Source organism: Flavobacterium cerinum (genome assembly GCF_004028155.1).
Taxonomy (GTDB): domain Bacteria; phylum Bacteroidota; class Bacteroidia; order Flavobacteriales; family Flavobacteriaceae; genus Flavobacterium; species Flavobacterium cerinum.
Genome location: NZ_SBII01000009.1, coordinates 15,028 through 36,370 on the forward strand (window position 1 = coordinate 15,028; position 21,343 = coordinate 36,370).

The following is a 21,343-nucleotide window of genomic DNA, read 5'->3' on the forward strand; positions in this document are numbered from 1 at the left end:
ATCAAAACATCTAATTTTGCTCGCGTTAAGAAATTTTTAACTTAATGATTGCAGGATTAACTTTAACTAAATCTATGAAAAAACTATTCTTTGGCCTTTTACTGTTTGCGCAGGTATTCACCTGTTGGGCTCAGCAAAATTCAGTAATAAAAGGTACCGTAATTGACTCCAAAACGCAGCGCGCATTGCAAGATGTAGCTGCCACACTTCAAAGCGTAAATCTTGTAGTTACTACAAACCCTGAAGGTCTTTTTGTATTTGACAATGTTGCCGAAGGTAAACACACAGTACTAATAAGCAGTGCCGGGTACACACCTAAAACATTTGATGTTGAAATCACAAAAGGACAGCAACTGGACTTAGGTACTATTGTGCTTCAGTATGATATTACATCTGAACAGCAGCTAAGCCTTATAACCCTTACAGAGAATGATCTTGGTGATGATAACAGTGGTTCTGAAAACACCGCAGGTTTATTACAGGCATCAAGAGATGCTTTTCAGCAAACAGCTGCATTTAACTGGGGACAGGCTCGTTATAGAATAAGAGGATTAGATAACGAATATGGTGTTACCATGATAAATGGTATCTCTATGAATAAACTTTATGATGGAAGACCACAATGGGGTAACTGGGGAGGTCTAAACGATGCTACAAGAAACCAGGAATTCACAATGGGTTCAGGTACATCTGATTATACTTTTGGTAGTATTCTTGGAACTCAGGAAATTAATACAAGGGCATCTATTTTCAGACCGGGTACACGTATCTCTTTTGCAGGAACTAATACCAATTACAACTGGAGAGCAATGGCTACCCATGCTTCAGGAATGGATAAAGATGGTTTTGCCTATGTAATTTCTGCTTCACGCAGGTGGGCCAATGAAGGTTATTTTGAAGGTACAGATTATGGAGCAAATTCATTCTTTGCCAGTGTAGAGAAACGTTTCAGCGACAAACACAGTTTAAACTTTACCAGTATCTATGCACAAAACAGCCGTGGAAAAAACTCTCCTAATACAAAAGAAGTTACTGCTTTGGCTGGCGAAAAATACAATTCATACTGGGGTTACCAGAATGGCCAAAAAAGAAACTCTAGAGATAAAGATGTTGAAGAGCCTGTCTTTATGTTGAGCCATTACTGGACAATTAGTGAGAGAACGACATTAAATACAAATGTATCCTATCAGTTTGGGAAAATTGGTAACAGCCGTATCGATTATCAAAATGTAGATAACCCGGATCCTACTTATTACAGGAATCTTCCAAGCTATTACAGCTCTCAATTTGGAGATCCTTTAAATACCTCTGAATTACAGCCGGGCGGTCTTGGCGGACACTACATTGGTAACAACGAATCAAACAAGTACTTAACCGACCAGACACGAGAACGTTTTTTAGCAAACAAACAAATAGACTGGAACGGTATGTATATGGCTAACACAAATGCTGTAACCGATGCTAACAATAATGAAATAGGAAGAACACCAGGTGTGAGCAGATATGTATTATATGAAGATAGAACAGATGATAAAACCTGGAGTGCAAATAGTATTTTGAACTCACAATTGTCGGATAATATAGCATTAAATGCAGGGGTAACTTTAAAAAAATTAAAGTCGCACAACTTCCAGAACCTTCTTGATCTTTTAGGTGGTGCTTATTATAATGATATTGATCCTTTCTATGCTGGTAACCAGGGACAGGCAGATTTAAACAATCCTAACAGACAGGTAGGTGTTGGAGATACTTTTGGCTACAACTATAATTTAACGGCCGATTATTATGACGCATTTGCACAATTTAAATTCTCTTACAATAAAGTAGATTTTTATGCTGCAGGAAATTACTCAAGATCTGATTACCAAAGAGAAGGTTTATACAAAAATGGTATCTATGCGAATAACTCTTTTGGAAAAAGCGAAAAAATTGATTTCAATAATTATGGCGTAAAAGGTGGTTTAACTTATAAACTAACAGGAAGACATCTTCTATCTGTTAATGGTATTTACATGACCAAAGCACCAACACTTAGAAATACTTTCCCTAATGCAAGATTAAACAACACTATCGTTAATGATATTGACAGTGAAAATATTTCAAGCATTGATGCCAGCTATATTATAAGAACTCCTAAATTAAAAGCGAGATTAACAGGTTTCTATTCTAAAATAGACAATGCTACCGAAACTTCTTTCTTCTTTGCTGAAGGAGTTGTTGAAGGATCGGGATCTGATGCTAATGCATTTATTGCTGAAACAGTAACTGATATTTCTAAAAAACAAATGGGACTTGAGTTAGGTATCGAATACCAGTTCTCTCCAAGTATAAAAGTGACTGCAGCTGCAGCTTACGGACAATACACTTATGCTAACAACCCAAATGTTTCTGTTAATAATGATGCTTTTGCTGCCTTAGCTGAAGAAGTTAATGTACAGCCGGTACCGGGACAAACAGCAGCAACAGATTTTGGAAAAGCAAGCTTAAAAGATTACAAACTTCCTGGTATGCCACAACAGGCTTACTCAATAGGGATTGAATACAGAGATCCTAAATACTGGTGGATTGGGGCAAATGCTAACTTCTTAGCAAGTAACTACATTGATGTTTCTGCTTTATTAAGAACAAGTAATTTCCTTAAAGACCCGGAAACAGGATATCAATTTTCTGAAGCTACAGATACACGAGCAAGACAATTGCTTAAACAGGAAAAATTTGAAGATTTCTATTTGTTTAATCTTACAGGCGGGAAATCATGGAAAGTTGGAAACAGCACTCTTGGATTCTTTGCAAGTATAAATAACGTATTTGACGTAACGTATAAAACCGGTGGTTTTGAACAGGGACGTAATGCTACTTACAGACAATTAAACCAGGACGTTTCCAGCGGAACTCCTTCTTTTGCTCCAAAATACTTCTATGGTTACGGAAGAACCTTTTTTGTAAATCTTTATATCAATATTTAAAAAACACTATACTATGAAAACTATATTTAATACATCTATACTGGCACTTGCATTAACAACTGGTTTATTAATGAGCTGTGCAAACGACGACGATTACAAAACTCCTGTATTAGCCTGTACTGAGACTTCTCTTGTAAAAAACATGGAGCCTAAAGACATTGTAGCGACAAGCGCGGTTAAACCTTACAGCGGACTTAAAAACGGCATTATAGAAGCCTACGTTACCTCTAGTGATATTGGCGGTAACTTCTTTAAATCAGTTTCATTACAAACTCTGGACGGAACTTTTGGTTTTAGTGTTCCTGCCGATGTCTCTACTGTATTTAAAAAATTTGAACCGGGAAGAAAAGTCCTTATTCAACTGGACAATACATATGTAGATATCAAATTTGGCTCATTAAGAATTGGAGCTTTGTTTAATGCAAATACATCAAATGCTGAAGTTGGAAGACTTTCTGCAACAGATTTTGAAAAAGTTGTCGTTCGTTCATGTACTAAAGTAAGTGAAGAAGATCTTGTACAGAGAGTTACTATAGAAAAAGCATTATCAGATAAGCGTATAAATACACTAATTGAACTTCAAAATGTAAAGTTTAGTAAAGTTGCAGTTGGCAAAACGTATTATGACAAAAACAATCAGCTTGGTGGTGCTACAAACTATTATATAGTTGATGATACTGGAAACCAAATTATTTTCAGAACGAGCAGTTTTGCTAACTACAAAGACAGTAAAGTACCAAACGGTTCTGGAACAGTGAGAGGTGTGTTAACCAAGTTCAACTCAGATTACCAGTTCATTGCCCGATCTGAAGACGATATTAAACTAACAAATCCAAGAGTTGGAGAATAATCGTATCAAGATTAAATTTCAATAAAAAAGAGCCACTGTAACAAGTGGCTCTTTTTTATTGAAATTTAATCTTTGCCAAATTAATCTACTAAATTTTCCATAGAAACATATTCATTTTGGATTGCATATATTATTAAGCCAATCATATTTTTACATTCGGTTTTTCTAAGTAAATTATTTCTATGACCTTCTACTGTTCTTGAACTCAAAAATAATTTTTCGGCAATCTCGACACCGCTATACTGCTTACATATTAGTTTTAGAACCTCTACTTCCCTATTAGTTAACTGTTCGTCGTCAAACCTGCTTTTGGCTTTCTTCTTTGGAAGAATAATGCATTCGTGTATTACCTTCAATACATAATCGTTATAATAATACCCGTTAGTGTGAACTTCGTTAATAGTAGTTATTAATTCCTGAGGTGTTGTGTTCTTTACCAAATAGGATACAGCCCCTACATCGATCATATTTGCTATAAATGATTTTGTATGGTAGCTTGTGAGCGCTATTATTTTAATATCCGGATAAGTTGCCCTGAGAATTTTTGTAGTCTCAACTCCATTAAGAACAGGCATTTTAAGATCTATAATTACAATGTCGGGAAGCGTGCTTTGCCCGTTTAAAAACGTAATGAGTTCCTGACCGTTTGAAGCTTCGAAAATAACATTGATATTCTTTTGTTTTTCGAGGATAAAAGATATTCCTTTTCGAAACAAAGCTTCATCGTCTGCTAGTACTATTTTAATATTATCATTCATAATCTAAAAGTTAAAAACAACATTTGTTCCTTTATTTATGGCTGATTTAATGGCAATAGAACCATTTAAAAAAATTATTCTGCTTTCTATATTTTTCATTCCAAGTCCTTTTTGACTTTTAAGATTTTCTGCATCAAAGCCAATTCCGTTATCTGAATATTTACAAACAATCTTACCATCTTTTTCGTCAAAAACTATAGAGACAACAGTTGCTTTACCATGGCGCAAAGAGTTATTAATTAATTCCTGTATAATTCTAAAAACATGAAGATGCCTGTCTTTATCTGCATCATTAAACGTTACATTATTTTCATGGCTAACTACTAATGATTTACTGCTTTTAAGTTCAAAATACAATTCTTCCAATCCTGCTGCTAGTCCAAATTTATCTAATACAGGAGGTAACAAATTATGAGCTATCCTTCTGGAATTATCAAGTGCTTTGTTAACAAGATTAATAATAGTTCCTGTAATTTCAGAAACTTCGTCACTCGTTAAATCGGGTGTTGTAAGCATATGGCTGTTTAATGAAACAATATTAAGCTTAGAACTAATATCATCATGGAGATCCTGCGCTATCCGTTTACGTTCTTCTTCCTGTACTTCAATGGTCGCCTGCAAAAGATCCCGCTGGTATTCTAATTCAAGATTTTTTTTCTCTAATTCTTTCTGAATTATTTTCTTTTTTGAAAAATAAAAGAACAGTAATAAAATCATGCCCATAAAGAACATAAAAAATATGCCTGTTATTAAAATTAACCCTGTTTTATTCGTTTCAGATAAAAATTCTGCATCCATTCCCATAAAATTAACAATTGATAAATTATAAACAGTAATGCATTTATTTTCCAGATTAACATATTCGTTTTATCGTTAAATGACACTATGGCTATTGCCGAAGCAAAGATTAAAGAGCTGCTGATGAAATAGATGAATATTCCAATATTAGTATAATAAAATGGCAGCTTTTTAGACATTTGTTCAAAAAGATAAAAAACAGAATACAGTATAATTGCCGAAGTAGTAAGTAAAAAACCAATGGAGTTAAAAACATAATAAAGCTCAGGATAAATAGTATACTGTACAATCAATCCAATTAGGATTGATAGTGATGTGTACTTAATTATGTAGCTCTTTTTATTTTTAATGTCTTTAAAAAGATGGTAAAAAAAACAGCTTAATAATATAAACTGCAAAAAGAGATAATAAGTAGATAAAAAATGGTTATTCAGACCCTTATCAGCATAAATTTCGGCAGTGGTTTGAATAACCGTTAAAGCAAAAAGATATATGACAAAAAACTTATAGGCTTTGCTTTTTGGAGCAAAACCTATAAAGTAAATAATTGTATTTATAAACACGAGTACTAAACCTATATAAGAAATTATCTTTAATACATACATTAGATGTATAAGTCGTTTAATTTACTTTTTTTGTCGCATGCAGGTGGGCATGGTCTTGTAAAGTCATAAATACTTCCTTCGATCTGCCCTCCGGGAAGCATATCAATATAGGTCTCGGTCACCTCGTCATATTTGGTACCGACGATCATAAGTTTTTCAACATTATTTTCATCTACACCCAAATAAGCACGTACAGAATCTACTCCTTCTGCCAGCACCTCTAATAAATCGTCTTTAGGAATTAAAAAAGCATGGAGCTCATGGTGCTTGTTATAATCTCCCTCTGCTTTTCTCCATCTTTTTGCCCATTTTCTGGCAGTTTCTAAAGTGATAATAAATCTTTCCTGTTTCATAATTATTGGTTGGTTGGTTGATATTCAATATAATAAATAAAATTATTTTTAACAAGTTATAACTTATAAAAAAACAATTTATTTTCTATTTAATTGCAGGGCAATATTATGAAATACAGGAAGCACATGTGATTAAATATTTGTTAAAAATTAATTAAAATAATGAATGATTAACATTTATTTAAATATTAATTATTATACACGCATAAATACGTAAAAATACTCAATGTACTACTAAAACAAAAACAGGTAAAAGTACGTGGCTTCACCTTAAACCTATTATTTAATTTTACTTGATAAAATCAACTAACCAATTAAATACCAAAACGTATGGAAGAATTCATCGGAGTTATCAAATTATTTGCAGGAAATTTTGCTCCTAGAGGTTGGGCAATGTGTAATGGACAACTTTTACCAATAAACCAGTACAATGCTGTGTTTGCTATTTTAGGAACAACATATGGTGGTGATGGACAAACTACTTTTGGTCTACCAAATTTGCAAAGCAGGGTACCTATAGGAATGGGTCAAGGGCCAGGACTATCAAACTATGTACAAGGACAAATTTCAGGTGCAGAGCAAATTGTACTTACTGTAAATCAAATGCCAGCACATAATCACACAGCTTCTGTAAAAGTAAGTTCAGCAAATGCAACACTTGATACTGCAACTCCTGGTGCTTCTATAGCTACTCCAGGAAGTATCGTAAGTAGAGCATTTGTACCTACTTTAGGCTTTAATTCTGCAACACCAGATGTTCAATTGGTTGGTACAACAGTAACAAATTCAATTGCAGGTGCAAACTCAGCTGTTCCACTCATGCAGCCTTATATGGCCATGAACTATATTATATGCCTTGAAGGAATTTTCCCTACAAGAGATTAACTAGTATTTATCTTGTAAATTATATGTCCACTGAGGTATATCTGTAATATCATAAACAAGTTGAAAAACAGAAGTATCCTTAAAATTGTATAAAGAAGTTACACAGTAAGGATTAGTAATATAAGATTCGGCAGTTTTAAGCTCAATGTCTTCAAATATTACGAGTTCGGTAAATATACATAGATCAGGATGGTTACTATAATCATCCGGCAGGTTATAAAAATTGCTTTCAAATTTCGATTCGCTTTTTATCTGCCCGTTAAAATGTTCTTTACTTATTGTGAATAACCGACCTAGATCGATACGAAAAGCATAGGGCTGCAATTCGTTGCGGCCCTTTACATTATGTACTGCATCTTTAACAAAGGGTTCTTTAGCATAGAAAGTATACGCAAGATCTATATTTATTTCTTGCGGAATTAGTATACCATGAGCCGGCATTTGAGCTATAATATTTTTCACTATAGCAACTTGAGGCTCACGCGTTAGACCGTAATGCATTGTTTCTGATATTGCCAAATCTATAATAAAATTTTCCGGTTTACTATAGGTTATAGCATTAGCTTCGATCAGTTGCAGTTTATATTCTTCTAAACCCATAATCGATATAAGATTTTGTACCGAATTAAGAGATGAAACATTAATATCCAGCAGAATAGCATTAATTCTGTTTTTATGGAATAACGAAAGTAAAGGCAGTAATAAAGTAGCATAGGGACCACAACCTGCATAAAGTATATTGATGCTTTTTTCAGGATAGTCTATACATAATTTAGTTATTGCTTTATGGATTCCTTTAATAAAAAAAACTGTTCGTAGATAATCATCAACACAAGAACCAGCCTCAAAACTGGACAATGCAACGCCTCCTGTAACAATGGTTTCGTTGCTTTTGTACTGGAGATCCTGGATTGAAGTTACTTTTTTATAAAAAAGAGAAAGTTTTTCTGCAGCTGCTATATGACTCTTATAAGTATTTGATTCTACTATCGATCTAACAATAAATACAAGTTCCTCTTTATACATTTTATACACGTTTATTATAATCTCTAAGATTGAAAAGATAATGCAATCATACAAAAATAATTAATCCCCATTACCATGAAAAAAAATTACTTTTTACTCATCTTTCTGTTTTTTTGCCTGCACCTAGTCACGGCACAAACTACAGAAACATTTGAAACCGCAACAACAGGCGCTTCCAATTTTACAAACGGCACTAAAACATTTAACTTAACCAGCAGCTATCTTAGTTTTAAAGTCTTCCCTCTTGCAAATGGAGGCTATAATTCCTCGGGCAAATTTATCCAGGTTGAAGACTCAGCAGGCCCCGAGGGCTTAGGTCAAACGGGAACTATTTCTGATGCTACTGGTAGTTTTAAGGTCAGTAGCCTATGGATTTATGTAACCGGTAATGCTGGTTTTACTCCCGGAGTTACCAGCAATGGTTTGGCAGGATCAATTACTTTTAGAGGTAAACTAGCCGGAATTACACAATTTACAGTTGTTAAAAATACCACTGGTACTAATACAGGAAGTGCTCTTCCTGGTAATGGTTTTATGTCGATCAACTTCGCTACAGAAGGAGGTTCAAATAATACAAATGTCATTATAGACCAACTTGAAATTCAACTAAGCAATAATTATGATTATTTTGCTGTTGATGATTTTAGATTTCAAAATGGCGCAGTAGCTCCAACAGTAACAACTACAACAGCAACTAACACTGGTGCTGTAAAAGCAACGATGGGAGGTAATGTAACTGCCGATGGTGGTGATGCAACTATAGAAAGAGGAATAGTTTGGGGAACAGCCGTGAATCCTACTACTTCTAATAATAAATTCCAAATTGGAACTGGCACTGGAACATTTAGTGGCTTAGTTTCATCATTTCCACCTTCAACCCTTATTCACTATAGAGCGTATGCTAAAAACAGTGGAGGAACCAGTTATGGTGCCGGCATGACATTTACAACAAATGCTGCTTTAAGTGCTACGGCATCATATGTTGCAGTTTCTTGTAACTCAGGATCAAATGGAACGTCTACCGTAGTTCCATCAGGTGGTTTACCTCCTTATACATACTCATGGACTCCTACTGGAGGAACTGCTGCGACAGCTTCAGGTTTATCCGCTGGTGCTTACACCTGTAATATTACTGATAGCGAAGGCACAGTACTAGCTCAATACTCTCCTGTATTTCAACCTTCACTACTCGGTGCTACAACTACTAAAACGAATGTATCTTGTAATGGTGGAGCTAACGGAACAGCTACGGTAACTGCTACTGGCGGAACAGGAACAAAAACATATTCTTGGTCTCCATCTGGAGGAAATGCAGCTACAGCTTCAGGTCTTACTCCAGGAACATATACCGTAACTGTAACAGATGCTAACGCATGTACTGCAACAGCTACAGCTATTATAAGTGAGCCTACTACTGCTCTTTCGGCTACAACTACTAAAACTGATGTGTCTTGTTTTGGTGGGTCGAATGGTGCCGCAACTGTAACTGCTGTGGGCGGAACAGGAACTAAAACGTATTCATGGGCTCCAACCGGTGGAACTGCTGCGACAGCTTCAGGTCTTACTGCGGGAACTTATACTGTAACAGTAACAGATGTGAACGGATGTACAACGACAGCTACTGCTGTAGTTGGTCAGCCTGCTATTGCTCTTTCGGCTACTGCAACAAAAACAGATGTATCCTGTAATGGGGGAACGAACGGAACAGCAACAGTAACTGCTGTTGGCGGAACAGGAACAAAAACATACTCATGGGCTCCAACCGGTGGTACAGCTGCTATAGCTTCAGGACTTGGTGCAGGAACATATACAGTAACGGTAACAGATGCGAACGCATGTACAACAACAGCTACAGCTGTTATTGCGCAGCCTGCTCCTCTTACTGCTACAGCTACTAAAACAGATGTATCCTGTAATGGTGGAACTAACGGATCGGCTACTGTAACTGCGACTGGCGGAACAGGAACAAAAACATATTCTTGGGCTCCATCAGGAGGTACTGCAGCTACAGCTTCAGGTCTTATTGCGGGAACGTATACAGTAACGGTAACAGATGCGAACGGATGTACAACGACAGCTACTGCTGTAGTTGGTCAGCCTGCTATTGCTCTTTCGGCTACTGCAACAAAAACAGATGTATCTTGTTTTGGTGGATCTAACGGTACAGCTACTGTAACTGCGACTGGCGGAACAGGAACAAAAACGTATTCTTGGGCCCCATCAGGAGGTACTGCAGCTACAGCTTCAGGTCTTATTGCGGGAACGTATACAGTAACAGTAACAGATGCTAACGGATGTATAACGACAGCTACTGCTGTAGTTGGTCAGCCTGCTATTGCTCTTTCGGCTACTGCAACAAAAACAGATGTATCTTGTTTTGGTGGATCTAACGGTACAGCTACTGTAACTGCGACTGGCGGAACAGGAACAAAAACGTATTCTTGGGCTCCAACCGGAGGTACTGCAGCTACAGCTTCAGGTCTTACTGCAGGTACTTATACAGTAACGGTAACAGACGCTAATGCATGTATAACGACAGCTACGGCTATTGTTGGTCAGCCCGCTATTGCTCTTTCTGCTACTACAACAAAAACTGATGTATCTTGTTTTGGTGGAACTAACGGAACAGCTACAGTAACTGCTGTGGGTGGAACAGGAACAAAAACATATTCTTGGGCTCCAACAGGAGGTACTGCAGCTACAGCTTCAGGACTTGGTGCTGGAACGTACACAGTTACGGTAACAGATGCTAACGGATGTATAACGACAGCTACGGCTATTGTTGGTCAGCCCGCTATTGCTCTTTCTGCTACTACAACAAAAACTGATGTATCTTGTTTTGGTGGAACTAACGGAACAGCTACAGTAACTGCTGTGGGTGGAACAGGAACAAAAACATATTCTTGGGCTCCAACAGGAGGTACTGCAGCTACAGCTTCAGGACTTGGTGCTGGAACGTACACAGTAACGGTAACAGATGCTAACGGATGTACTACTACAGCTACTGCTGTTGTAGGTCAACCTGCTATTGCTCTTTCTGCTACTGCTACTAAAACAGATGTATCTTGTAATGGTGGGTCTAACGGAACAGCTACAGTAACTGCTGTGGGTGGAACAGGAACAAAAACGTATTCTTGGGCTCCATCGGGTGGAACTAACGCAACAGCGTCAGGTCTTATTGCAGGAACGTATACTGTAACCGTAACAGATGCTAATGCATGTACAACTACAGCTACTGCTATTGTTGGCCAGCCTGCTATTGCTCTTTCGGCTACTACTACTAAAACAGACGTATCTTGTTTTAATGGAACTAACGGATCGGCTACTGTAACAGCAGTCGGCGGAACAGGAACAAAAACATATTCTTGGGCTCCATCGGGAGGAACTGCAGCAACAGCTTCAGGCCTGGGGATGGGAACTTACACAGTAACTGTAACAGATGCGAACGGATGTACTACTACAGCAACAGCTGTAATTGCACAACCTGCTCCTCTTTCTGCAACTGCTGCTAAAACAGATGTATCTTGTTTTGGTGGATCTAACGGTACAGCTACTGTAACTGCGACTGGCGGAACAGGAACAAAAACGTATTCATGGGCTCCATCAGGTGGAACTGGGGCAACAGCTTCAGGTCTTGGTATCGGAACATATACAGTAACGGTAATAGATGCTAATGGATGTACAGCGACAGCAACAGCTGTTATTTCACAGCCCGCAATTGCTCTTTCTGCAACTGCTACTAAAACAGATGTATCTTGTAATGGTGGATCGAATGGTACAGCAACTGTAACTGCGGTTGGTGGAACAGGAACAAAAACGTATTCATGGGCTCCATCAGGTGGTACTGGTGCTACAGCTTCAGGCCTTGGTGCAGGTACTTATACAGTAACGGTAACAGATGCTAATGCGTGTACAACGACTGCAACGGCTGTAGTTGGTCAACCGGCTATTGCTCTTTCGGCTACGGCTACAAAAACAGATGTATCTTGTCGTGGTGGATCGAACGGTACAGCTACTGTAACTGCGGTTGGTGGAACAGGAACAAAAACATATTCATGGGCTCCATCGGGAGGAACTGCAGCGACAGCTTCAGGCCTGGGTGCAGGTACCTATACAGTAACGGTAACAGATGCTAATGCGTGTACAACGACTGCAACGGCTGTAGTTGGCCAACCAGCCATTGCTCTTTCTGCAACTGCTACTAAAACAGATGTATCTTGTAATGGTGGTACTAATGGGTCGGCTACTGTAACAGCGGTGGGCGGAACAGGAACAAAAACATATTCTTGGGCTCCAACTGGTGGAACTGCAGCGACAGCTACAGGTCTTGGTGTAGGAACTTATACAGTAACGGTAACAGATGCTAACGGATGTACAACTACGGCTACAGCTGTTATTGCGCAGCCTGCAACGGCTCTTTCTGCAACTACTACGAAAGTAGATGTATCTTGTAATGGTGGAACTACGGGTTCAGCAACTGTAACAGCTACTGGCGGAACAGGAACAAAAACATATTCATGGGCTCCATCGGGAGGAACTGCAGCGACAGCTTCAGGCCTGGGTGCAGGTACCTATACAGTAACGGTAACAGATGCTAATGCGTGTACAACTACGGCAACAGCAGTAATTACTCAACCTGCAACGGCTCTTTCGGCGACTACTACTAAAACAGATGTATCTTGTAATGGTGGATCGAATGGTTCTGCAACAGTAACTGCTACTGGCGGAACAGGAACAAAAACGTATTCATGGGCTCCAACTGGTGGAACTGCAGCTACAGCTACAGGTCTTATTGCCGGAACGTATACAGTAACGGTAACAGATGCCAACGCATGTACAACTACGGCTACAGCTGTTGTTGGTCAGCCTACTGCTCTTTTGGCTACAACTACAAAAACAGATGTGTCATGTAATGGTGGTACTAACGGATCGGCTACTGTAACAGCGGTGGGCGGAACAGGAACAAAAACATATTCTTGGGCTCCAACTGGTGGAACTGCAGCGACAGCTACAGGTCTTGGTGTAGGAACTTATACAGTAACGGTAACAGATGCTAACGGATGTACAACTACGGCTACGGCTGTTGTTGGTCAGCCTACTGTTCTTTCTGCAACGACTACTAAAGTAGACGTAGCTTGTAATGGTGGCACGAATGGATCGGCTACGGCAGTTCCTGCTGGTGGTACTGCTCCTTATACTTACTCATGGTCTCCTAGTGGCGGAACTGCTGCAACAGCTACAGGTCTTATTGCCGGAACGTATACAGTAACAGTAACAGATGCCAAAGGATGTACAACGACTGCAACAGCAGTAATTGCTCAGCCTACAACTGCTCTTTCTGCAACTACTACTAAAGTAGATGTAGCTTGTAATGCAGGAACAAATGGATCGGCTACGGCAGTTCCTGCTGGTGGTACTGCTCCTTACACGTACTTATGGTCTCCTAGTGGCGGAACTGCTGCAACAGCTACAGGTTTTGCTCCTGGAACGTATACAGTAACGGTAACAGATGCTAAAGGATGTACAACGACTGCTACGGCCATTATTGCTCAACCTGCAACTGCTCTTTCTGCAACGACTACTAAAGTAGATGTCGCTTGTAATGCAGGAACGAATGGATCGGCAACTGTAACAGCTGCTGGTGGTACTGCTCCTTATACCTATTCTTGGTCTAATGGCGGTGGAACTGCTGCTACAACCTCTGGTCGTACTGCCGGAACTTATACAGTAACGATAACAGATGCTAAAGGATGTACAACGACTGCTACGGCCATTATTGCTCAACCTGCAACTGCTCTTTCTGCAACGACTACTAAAGTAGATGTAGCTTGTAATGCAGGAACAAATGGATCGGCAACTGTAACTGCTGCTGGTGGAACTGCTCCTTATACGTACTCTTGGTCGCCTTCTGGTGGAACTGCAGCTACAGCTACAGGTCTTGTTGCAGGAACTTATACAGTAACAGTAACAGATGCTAAAGGATGTACAACTACTGCTACAGCTGTAATTGCTCAGCCTGCAACGGCTCTTTCTGCTACTACTACTAAAGTAGATGTCGCTTGTAATGCGGGAACGAATGGATCGGCAACTGCAACTGCTGCTGGTGGTACTGCTCCTTATACGTACTCTTGGTCACCTTCTGGTGGAACTGCGGCTACGGCTACAGGTCTTACTGCAGGAACTTATACAGTAACAGTAACGGATGCTAAAGGATGTACAACAACAGCAACTGCTGTAATTGCTGAACCTACAGCATTAGCAAGTACTATCACAAAAGTTGACGTAGCTTGTAATGCAGGGACGAATGGATCGGCAACTGTAACAGCTACAGGTGGTACTGCTCCGTATACGTACTCTTGGTCTCCATCTGGAGGAACTGATGCAACAGCAACAGATCTTATTGCTGGTGAGTATACTGTAACAATAATAGATGCTAACGGATGTACTATTACTAATAGTGTAACTATTAGTGAGCCTCTTGCTATCGTAATTATTACTAACCCGATAAATGTTAGTATTGAAACAAATGAAGATGCTAACTACACAATTGATTCTACTAATGCTGACAGCTTCCAATGGCAGGTTACTAGTAATGGAACTGATTGGACTGATATTACAGATGGTGGTACAAACCCAACATACTCAGGAGCTACAACAAATACATTGAATGTAACAGATATTCCTGTGAATTTTGATGGATATGAGTACAGAGTTCTTTTAACAAACGGAACAAACTGTGTTACTACATCAACGTTTGCGTTATTAACTGTTAACAATGATATTGAAGCAGTAGATGATGATTTCAGCGCAACTGTTATTAATGCAGGTATAGCAGGTATAGCAGGTGATGTTACTGCAAATGACTTATTAAACAATGCTCCTGTTAATGATACAGATATTACTATTACTGTAGTTAATAATGGCGGTTTAGCCGGTGTTACTATTGATGAAACAGGTGAACTTATGGTACCTACAACAGCTACGCAAGGAACATATACTGTAACCTATTCAATATGTGAAGTTGCAGATGCTACAAATTGCAGCTCTGCTGAGGCTATAGTGGTGGTCTCTCCTCCACTAGAAAGAGAAGATTTCAAAATATTTAATGTAAGTATTTATCCTAACCCAGCTTCTACAGAAGTGTTTGTAAAAATCCCTGAATTTGCAACGTATTCTAATATTAAAATTACCGTTTATGATATGAACGGAAGGATTGTTAAAGAAAGTAATGTAACTACTGAAATTCAAACTGTAGACATTTCTAACTTAGAATCAGGCATTTATAACTTTAACATTGTTTCGGATAATGGTACAACCACAAAACGAATCGTTAAAAACAAATAATACTTTTTAAAATTGAAAAAAGGATTAGCAACTACTAAAGTATGGATAATACTGATTGGGGAACAGGATCTACTATTTAAGTAGTTGCAAAAGCCTTATAAAAAAAAGCATCCCATATGGGATGCTTTTTACTTTTAAACTATAGTGACTAGCTACTTAGCTAACTAATACTATAAAATAATAACAAGAAAGCCTGCAGAAATATTTCTACAGGCTTTCTTGTTATTAAAACATTTTTAAAAACTTTTAGAGTTTGCTACTCTAAAATGATATAAAATATTTGAGGGAAAAATACTAAGAGAAAAATTTATGGCAAAAAAAAAGAGCAGCGGCTTACTACCTCGCTGCTCTAACATCTAATAAAATTTAATACTACTATTAAAAGTCTTTTTCTCCAAAAAAAACAGACAGGATAACTCGAAATTGGGTTCTAGTAAATAAGTCTTTTTGGGGGCGAAAAACTTTATATTTACCCTGTCTTGCTTTTTATTGGTATATTATTAATGTGTTTTCAATTTGAAAAACTACATTATTTTTCACTTGTTTTGTTAAGTCAAAATTCAGCATAAATCGAACAAGAGAACAGGTAGAAATTACCTGTTGTGAAAAAACAGGTAAAAATACGTGTTAATAAAATTTTAAAATTTAGATTACCGGAAGCTCTTCTACTTTAATAATTTCATGCTGTATGGCATAAATTACAAGTCCTGCAATGTTTTTCGCACCGGTTTTAGCAAACAGGTTGTTTTTGTGTCCTTCTGTGGTACGCTGTGTTATAAATAGCATATCTCCTATTTCTTTAGCTGTCTTTTGCTGACAAATAAGTCTAAGCACATCTATTTCCCTATCAGATAAAAGGCCTTCCTCCTGTAACATTGGTTTAGGAGCTTTGGTAGGGATTTGTTCTCTTATGGTAGCCAACTGATCGTCTTTAAAATAATATCCCTGTTTGTGAACAATACGGATAATATCTACCAGCTCAACAGGAGAAATACCCTTTGGTAAAAAAGCAGATACCCCGGTTTTTAGCATAAAACCCATGAACATTCGCTGGTAATGAGATGAAACAACGATGATCTTTATATCGGGATAATTTTCTTTTATATGCTGAGTCACTTCAATACCGTCCATGCCTGTCATTTTGAGATCAAGCAATATTATTTGCGGTAATTTGGCAGCTAAAGGAAGTGAGGCAATTAATTCTTCTCCACTTCCGGCAGTTAAAACTACATCAATGCCCTCACGATTTTGCAGATATCCTTGTAAAAGGCTTACAATTAAAGCATCATCATCTGTAATGGCAATAGATATGTTTTCCATAAGTAAATATTTTATATAATAGTAGCAATAATAGTTGTGGTTCCTTTACCAGGACTTGATTTTACTTTATGTGACGCATTTAGATACTGCATTCTTAGTTCCTGATTGTTAAGTCCAAGTCCTTTTTTAAGCTGAGAAGTATCAAATCCGCACCCGTTATCTTTAACAGCTAAAGTAAGACATTTTTCTGTATGTCGTAAGTGCACGTATACAGTATCTGCTTTAGCATGTTTTAAAATATTTACTAATAGCTCCTGTACAACACGTATCAATTGTATTTTAGATGTTGCGGGAAGATCAATATCGGTACGTATATCTGTATAATATATAATCTTTAATTTTTGCTTCCAGGGGTTGAGCAAATCTTCTATCAACTCCTGGATTTTAGAATATTCCAATAAAGGGGGTGTAAGATCATGAGATATTCTACGGGCTTCTGCAATGCTTTCTTCCATTAGTCCATCTAATTCTGCAACAGCTGCCCCAATTTGGCTTTTCATTCGTATCACAACAAGCTTACCTATAAGGCTGTCATGTAAATCACCCGCTATACGCATGCGTTCTTTTTCCTGCGCATGTAAGTTGGTTTCAATAAGTTTTTTTTGATGGTCCAGCCGTATACTATTTTCTTTAAGGTTGGCCTCAGTCATACGTTTATAACCTGAATGCAATATCCTTATTACAAAAAAGAGAAGTGTAATAATGAATACAATTACTATTGCGATCCAAAAAGCTATTACTTCAGGATTCTGCCATTTTTCCATATAGAATAAATTAAAAACAAATAAAATAGTACTGTTATAATTAAAATTCCTAACCAAAAATAAAACTGTAATCCTGCAGATTTATTAATTATAAAATTATATGGCAAAAAGAAAATTAAATTAACGGAGAAAAAAAATAGAATTACTGCATTTAAACGAAAATTATCCCATTTCGATTCTTTAAATATATTAATTTTTTCATGAAAAAATGAAAGGACTAAAGTTATCACAATAAAATCATCAACAACTTTAGCATAGGTTTGAAACTGCTTGACATCAATTTTAAAGACTAAAATCTCCCAAATAATATAAAGCACACCTGCAATACTAAGCCCTAATACCAGCCTGTGCCGTGCTTTAAATATATATTTATAATAAAAATAGACAAACACTACCAACTCTATAAGACTATAAACAAGCAGGACAAAAAGGTTATTTCCAAAATAAGCAAATATCCTGCTTGTAATATCTACAATTAGCAGTATTAATAAATACCACGTAATTGCTTTATGAATAAGATTGAGTGACTTGAAATAATAAAATCCAATGCAAAGCCCCACTAATAACACAGCGGGAGACAAAAAGCCCATTAATTGTACAATTTCAGAAAAAGTCATCAAATATATATTCGTTATGGTAATAAATAAAAACTATGAGGAAGAAGACTTGCACTAAATGGTGGTACAGAAGTTACAAAATCATCATAATATATTTGTTTCCCCATATTATTGGTAACAATCAAATCAACTTCATAACCACCCGGCATTTCCGGTTTAACCTTTAGTCCAAAGGTTACCTGGGCATCAAGACATTCAAAATCCTGTGATGGAATTGAAAATGCCATAAAAATACCTGTCTGGGATGCTACCTGAACCGGAACCCACGTTTTGTAATTTTTCTTCCAGGCGTTTATTCTCTTTTTTGCCTCAATATCTGTAATTCTGTCTTCTTCACCGCCCAATAAAAACCTTATCGGACATACTGTGGTATATTTATTGATTTCTTCACTGTACTCTTGCGTATCATATGCCGATGGGATAAGGAAAAAGTAAAGTTTACCTTCATATATCCCCGGATACGCATGAATTGCAGGTGATTCTTTTGGGTAATCAGGAAATTCAAATGTAAAAAAGTTACCTTGGTCTAAATAGTTTAAAAGCAATGTGCTATCCGGTCGGATAGCTTCCCAAGCTGCAATGCTTTCTTTGATAGTCATTGAATCCATAAAAATATTTGAGTTGATTAATAATAAGTGATTGATAAATATTTTAGTAAGAATTTAACAAAATTAAGGTTTTTAACCTGAGAAACAGGATATGAAGATAACAAATTATCTTAACCTTCCAGTTAATAAATTATATGGGGGCTGTAAGCGTTTTGGCTTCATGGATTTATGATTCTAAAAAAAACTTTTTAAACTATGCATAGTACCTTGTAACTCCTGAAAATCGCTTTAAATTCATAAAAAACTTTTTATTTAACAAGTAATTACTTTAAAATAGTGTTTTCATTTTGTCTTAAGGTAGAAATTTAATATTCGCCATCTACATAATACCAATTTCCATCTTCGTTATGAAAAGTAGATTTTTCATGATGTATTTGTGCCTTTAGCCTGTTATCAAGATAATAAGCCTTAAATTCAACAACTGTAAGTGTTGTATTTAATATCTCCAATTTTAGCCATTGGTTGCTTTTTGCCCAATCCATTATAGCCGACTTACTATAGTTTTTTCTTTCTTTCGGAGCCGTAGTAGCCCATAAATAATCTGCTGCATGAATTGCATAAGCAGAGTAACGTGAACGCATAAGTGCTTCGGCAGTTGGGGCTTTCTTGGCACCAATTATATAAGGTTCGCAACAATCTGAAAACATGTTTTCAGATCCGCAGTAACATTTCAAATCTGTATTAACAGTCATTAATTTATGAATTGATCAGGGTGATAAATTTTAATATATGCTCAATATCTAAAATATAATCCGGTGCTGTATAAGTTATCGCATTTTGAGGCATAGTAGGCATTTGCGCCGACTCTGGATTTTGTACTACTGTAGTACCCCCTGCCTTTTTAATTGCCAATAGCCCTTCGGTTCCGTCAGCATTTGCTCCCGATAACAATAAGCCAACCAGGCTTTTCCCATATATCTCTGCAGCCGATTCAAACGATACATCTATACTTGGTCTGCTGTAATTTACTTTTTCGGAAATGTCGAGAGATAAAACATCATTTTTTTCGAATAGCAGATGATAATCTGATGGGGCAACATATAAATACCCCGGTAAAAGCGGTGTTTTATCCTCTACTTCTCTAACCGGTATGTTTGTCTTTATGGCTATTAATTCTTCCAGTGTTGTATCTTCTGTACTTTTTCTATGCAATACTAATACAATTGCAAAAGATGGAAGAGTATTTAAACCCGGTAGTATCTTCATAAGTACTTCCAGGCTTCCAGCCGAACCACCTATAATTAAAAGTTTACAGCCCGAAATTATTCTGTTTTTCTCCATATTTTTTCCCTGTTAAGCTGCCTAAACCTATTTTGAATTGGAGAAAACTTTATCGTTTCTTTTGTACCCAATGCTAAATACCCAAGCTTTGCAAGACTTTCATCAAAAAGACATAAAGCCCTTTCCTGTAAATCTTTATCAAAATAGATCAGTACATTTCGACACAATATTAGGTCAAATTCATTAAAGGAGCCATCGGAAACCAAATTATGCTCGGAAAAAACCATTTTTTCCGACAGGTCTTCTCCAAATTTAGCAAATCCATAATTCGCCGTATAGTAGTGGGAAAAATCTTTCTTCCCGCCCGATGTCATATAATTCTCAGAGTATTGTTTCATCATCTGTAAAGGAAAAATCCCTTTTTTTGCAGTATCCAAAACAATTGGATTAATATCTGTAGCATACAAAAGAGATTTGTGTAATAAGTTGGCTTCTTTTAATAAGATAGCCATCGAATACACCTCTTCTCCTGATGAACAGCCTGCATGCCAAAACCTGATAAAAGGTTTGGTTCCTAATATTGGCAACACTTCTTCCCTGAGTACTTTATAAAATAATGGATCACGAAACATCTCTGTCACGTTTACTGTGATCTCTTCTACCATACGTTTAAAGTACCCTGGCTCAGATCTTACTTTTGAAAGCATCTCAGAAAAATTACTGAATCCATCCAACTGGTAAAGCCTGTCTACCCGTCTTTTTAATGATGCACGTGAATAACCTCCAAAATCAAATCCATGGTATTCATACACTTCATTAATCAATACTTCGAGTTCACGATCGTCTATCATAAAAGCGTTATATAGTGCTTAATATTACCAATAGTTTGTCTACATCTACTGGTTTTGAGATATAATCATCTGCACCCGCCTGAAGACATTTTTCTTTATCTCCCACCATTGCCTGTGCCGTAACTGATATTACCGGAGTAGCTGTTCTTGACGGTATCTTCTTTATGAGAGGTATTGCTTCATACCCATCCATATCCGGCATCATCATGTCGATAAGCACAGCATCTATATGTTCGTCGCCTTCCAGCAACTTTAAAGCTTCTTCAGCGCTCAAACACGACAGGCATTCAAACGATTTTGCTTTAAGTGTGGCAGAAAGCGCAAAAATATTACGCGAATCATCATCTACAATTAAAATTCTCTTCTTCATCATCATG

The 21,343-nt window shown here is 37.2% G+C and carries 16 protein-coding genes; 4 read left to right on the forward strand and 12 right to left on the reverse strand.

Going from position 1 to position 21,343, the window contains the following annotated elements:
- Positions 1–74 precede the first annotated feature (74 nt).
- Positions 75–2,966: a carboxypeptidase-like regulatory domain-containing protein gene (locus EPI11_RS12515; RefSeq protein ID WP_128390322.1), complete on the forward strand. Its 2,892-nt coding sequence runs from the start codon at positions 75–77 to the stop codon at positions 2,964–2,966.
- Positions 2,967–2,979: 13 nt separating this feature from the next.
- A complete protein-coding gene (locus tag EPI11_RS12520; protein WP_128390323.1) occupies positions 2,980–3,816 on the forward strand; it encodes a DUF5689 domain-containing protein in 837 nt (278 codons plus the stop codon).
- Positions 3,817–3,896: 80 nt separating this feature from the next.
- Here the strand turns inward: EPI11_RS12520 and EPI11_RS12525 are convergent, their stop codons facing one another.
- The 3 genes from EPI11_RS12525 to EPI11_RS12535 form a co-directional block, all read right to left on the reverse strand.
- Positions 3,897–4,574: a response regulator transcription factor gene (locus EPI11_RS12525; protein ID WP_128390324.1), complete on the reverse strand. Its 678-nt coding sequence runs from the start codon at positions 4,572–4,574 to the stop codon at positions 3,897–3,899.
- 3 nt (positions 4,575–4,577) lie between these two features.
- Positions 4,578–5,372, reverse strand: a complete 795-nt coding sequence (locus EPI11_RS12530) for a sensor histidine kinase (protein ID WP_128390325.1) — start codon at positions 5,370–5,372, stop codon at positions 4,578–4,580.
- A gap of 604 nt (positions 5,373–5,976) precedes the next feature.
- Positions 5,977–6,330 carry a hypothetical protein gene (locus tag EPI11_RS12535; protein WP_128390326.1) on the reverse strand — a complete coding sequence of 118 codons (354 nt, stop codon included), beginning with the start codon at positions 6,328–6,330 and terminating at the stop codon, positions 5,977–5,979.
- A 330-nt stretch (positions 6,331–6,660) separates the two neighbouring features.
- Here EPI11_RS12535 and EPI11_RS12540 point away from each other — a divergent pair, with 330 nt between their 5' ends.
- On the forward strand, positions 6,661–7,215 hold the full coding sequence (locus tag EPI11_RS12540) for a phage tail protein (protein WP_128390327.1): 555 nt from the start codon (positions 6,661–6,663) through the stop codon (positions 7,213–7,215).
- Here the strand turns inward: EPI11_RS12540 and EPI11_RS12545 are convergent, their stop codons facing one another.
- Positions 7,216–8,241 carry an SAM-dependent methyltransferase gene (locus tag EPI11_RS12545; RefSeq protein WP_128390328.1) on the reverse strand — a complete coding sequence of 342 codons (1,026 nt, stop codon included), beginning with the start codon at positions 8,239–8,241 and terminating at the stop codon, positions 7,216–7,218. It lies immediately after the preceding gene.
- A gap of 75 nt (positions 8,242–8,316) precedes the next feature.
- On the opposite strand from EPI11_RS12545, the gene EPI11_RS12550 reads away from it, so the two are divergent.
- Positions 8,317–15,585 (forward strand): T9SS type A sorting domain-containing protein, encoded by a 7,269-nt coding sequence (locus EPI11_RS12550; protein WP_128390329.1) that lies wholly within the window; start codon positions 8,317–8,319, stop codon positions 15,583–15,585.
- Between the two features lie 645 nt (positions 15,586–16,230).
- Here the strand turns inward: EPI11_RS12550 and EPI11_RS12555 are convergent.
- From EPI11_RS12555 to EPI11_RS12590, 8 genes are all read right to left on the reverse strand, one after another.
- Positions 16,231–16,905, reverse strand: coding sequence for a response regulator transcription factor (locus EPI11_RS12555; protein WP_128390330.1), 675 nt, complete (start codon positions 16,903–16,905; stop codon positions 16,231–16,233).
- Positions 16,906–16,916: 11 nt separating this feature from the next.
- Entirely contained in the window at positions 16,917–17,669 is a 753-nt protein-coding gene (locus EPI11_RS12560; protein WP_128390331.1) for a sensor histidine kinase, read from the reverse strand.
- Positions 17,642–18,286 carry a hypothetical protein gene (locus EPI11_RS12565; protein WP_128390332.1) on the reverse strand — a complete coding sequence of 215 codons (645 nt, stop codon included), beginning with the start codon at positions 18,284–18,286 and terminating at the stop codon, positions 17,642–17,644. The genes EPI11_RS12560 and EPI11_RS12565 overlap by 28 nt, the downstream gene beginning before the upstream one ends.
- Positions 18,287–18,300: 14 nt before the next feature.
- Positions 18,301–18,894: a hypothetical protein gene (locus tag EPI11_RS12570; protein WP_206619122.1), complete on the reverse strand. Its 594-nt coding sequence runs from the start codon at positions 18,892–18,894 to the stop codon at positions 18,301–18,303.
- 305 nt (positions 18,895–19,199) lie between these two features.
- Complete coding sequence (locus tag EPI11_RS12575) at positions 19,200–19,541, reverse strand: YchJ family protein (RefSeq protein WP_164879173.1); 342 nt, start codon at positions 19,539–19,541, stop codon at positions 19,200–19,202.
- A gap of 49 nt (positions 19,542–19,590) precedes the next feature.
- A complete protein-coding gene (locus EPI11_RS12580; protein WP_128390335.1) occupies positions 19,591–20,175 on the reverse strand; it encodes a chemotaxis protein CheB in 585 nt (194 codons plus the stop codon).
- On the reverse strand, positions 20,157–20,966 hold the full coding sequence (locus EPI11_RS12585; protein ID WP_128390336.1) for a CheR family methyltransferase: 810 nt from the start codon (positions 20,964–20,966) through the stop codon (positions 20,157–20,159). Before EPI11_RS12585 ends, EPI11_RS12580 begins: the two co-directional genes overlap by 19 nt.
- A gap of 7 nt (positions 20,967–20,973) precedes the next feature.
- Positions 20,974–21,336, reverse strand: a complete 363-nt coding sequence (locus EPI11_RS12590; RefSeq protein ID WP_317125642.1) for a response regulator — start codon at positions 21,334–21,336, stop codon at positions 20,974–20,976.
- Between the last annotated feature and the right edge of the window lie 7 nt (positions 21,337–21,343).

What these genes read in the sequence shown, in the direction of transcription:
- EPI11_RS12515 (WP_128390322.1), top strand. Translation starts at nt 75, where the DNA reads ATGAAAAAACTATTCTTTGGCCTTTTACTGTTTGCGCAGGTATTCACC.
- EPI11_RS12520 (WP_128390323.1), top strand. Translation starts at nt 2,980, where the DNA reads ATGAAAACTATATTTAATACATCTATACTGGCACTTGCATTAACAACT.
- EPI11_RS12525 (WP_128390324.1), bottom strand. Translation starts at nt 4,574, where the DNA reads ATGAATGATAATATTAAAATAGTACTAGCAGACGATGAAGCTTTGTTT.
- EPI11_RS12530 (WP_128390325.1), bottom strand. Translation starts at nt 5,372, where the DNA reads ATGGATGCAGAATTTTTATCTGAAACGAATAAAACAGGGTTAATTTTA.
- EPI11_RS12535 (WP_128390326.1), bottom strand. Translation starts at nt 6,330, where the DNA reads ATGAAACAGGAAAGATTTATTATCACTTTAGAAACTGCCAGAAAATGG.
- EPI11_RS12540 (WP_128390327.1), top strand. Translation starts at nt 6,661, where the DNA reads ATGGAAGAATTCATCGGAGTTATCAAATTATTTGCAGGAAATTTTGCT.
- EPI11_RS12545 (WP_128390328.1), bottom strand. Translation starts at nt 8,241, where the DNA reads ATGTATAAAGAGGAACTTGTATTTATTGTTAGATCGATAGTAGAATCA.
- EPI11_RS12550 (WP_128390329.1), top strand. Translation starts at nt 8,317, where the DNA reads ATGAAAAAAAATTACTTTTTACTCATCTTTCTGTTTTTTTGCCTGCAC.
- EPI11_RS12555 (WP_128390330.1), bottom strand. Translation starts at nt 16,905, where the DNA reads ATGGAAAACATATCTATTGCCATTACAGATGATGATGCTTTAATTGTA.
- EPI11_RS12560 (WP_128390331.1), bottom strand. Translation starts at nt 17,669, where the DNA reads ATGGAAAAATGGCAGAATCCTGAAGTAATAGCTTTTTGGATCGCAATA.
- EPI11_RS12565 (WP_128390332.1), bottom strand. Translation starts at nt 18,286, where the DNA reads ATGACTTTTTCTGAAATTGTACAATTAATGGGCTTTTTGTCTCCCGCT.
- EPI11_RS12570 (WP_206619122.1), bottom strand. Translation starts at nt 18,894, where the DNA reads ATGGATTCAATGACTATCAAAGAAAGCATTGCAGCTTGGGAAGCTATC.
- EPI11_RS12575 (WP_164879173.1), bottom strand. Translation starts at nt 19,541, where the DNA reads ATGTTTTCAGATTGTTGCGAACCTTATATAATTGGTGCCAAGAAAGCC.
- EPI11_RS12580 (WP_128390335.1), bottom strand. Translation starts at nt 20,175, where the DNA reads ATGGAGAAAAACAGAATAATTTCGGGCTGTAAACTTTTAATTATAGGT.
- EPI11_RS12585 (WP_128390336.1), bottom strand. Translation starts at nt 20,966, where the DNA reads ATGATAGACGATCGTGAACTCGAAGTATTGATTAATGAAGTGTATGAA.
- EPI11_RS12590 (WP_317125642.1), bottom strand. Translation starts at nt 21,336, where the DNA reads ATGAAGAAGAGAATTTTAATTGTAGATGATGATTCGCGTAATATTTTT.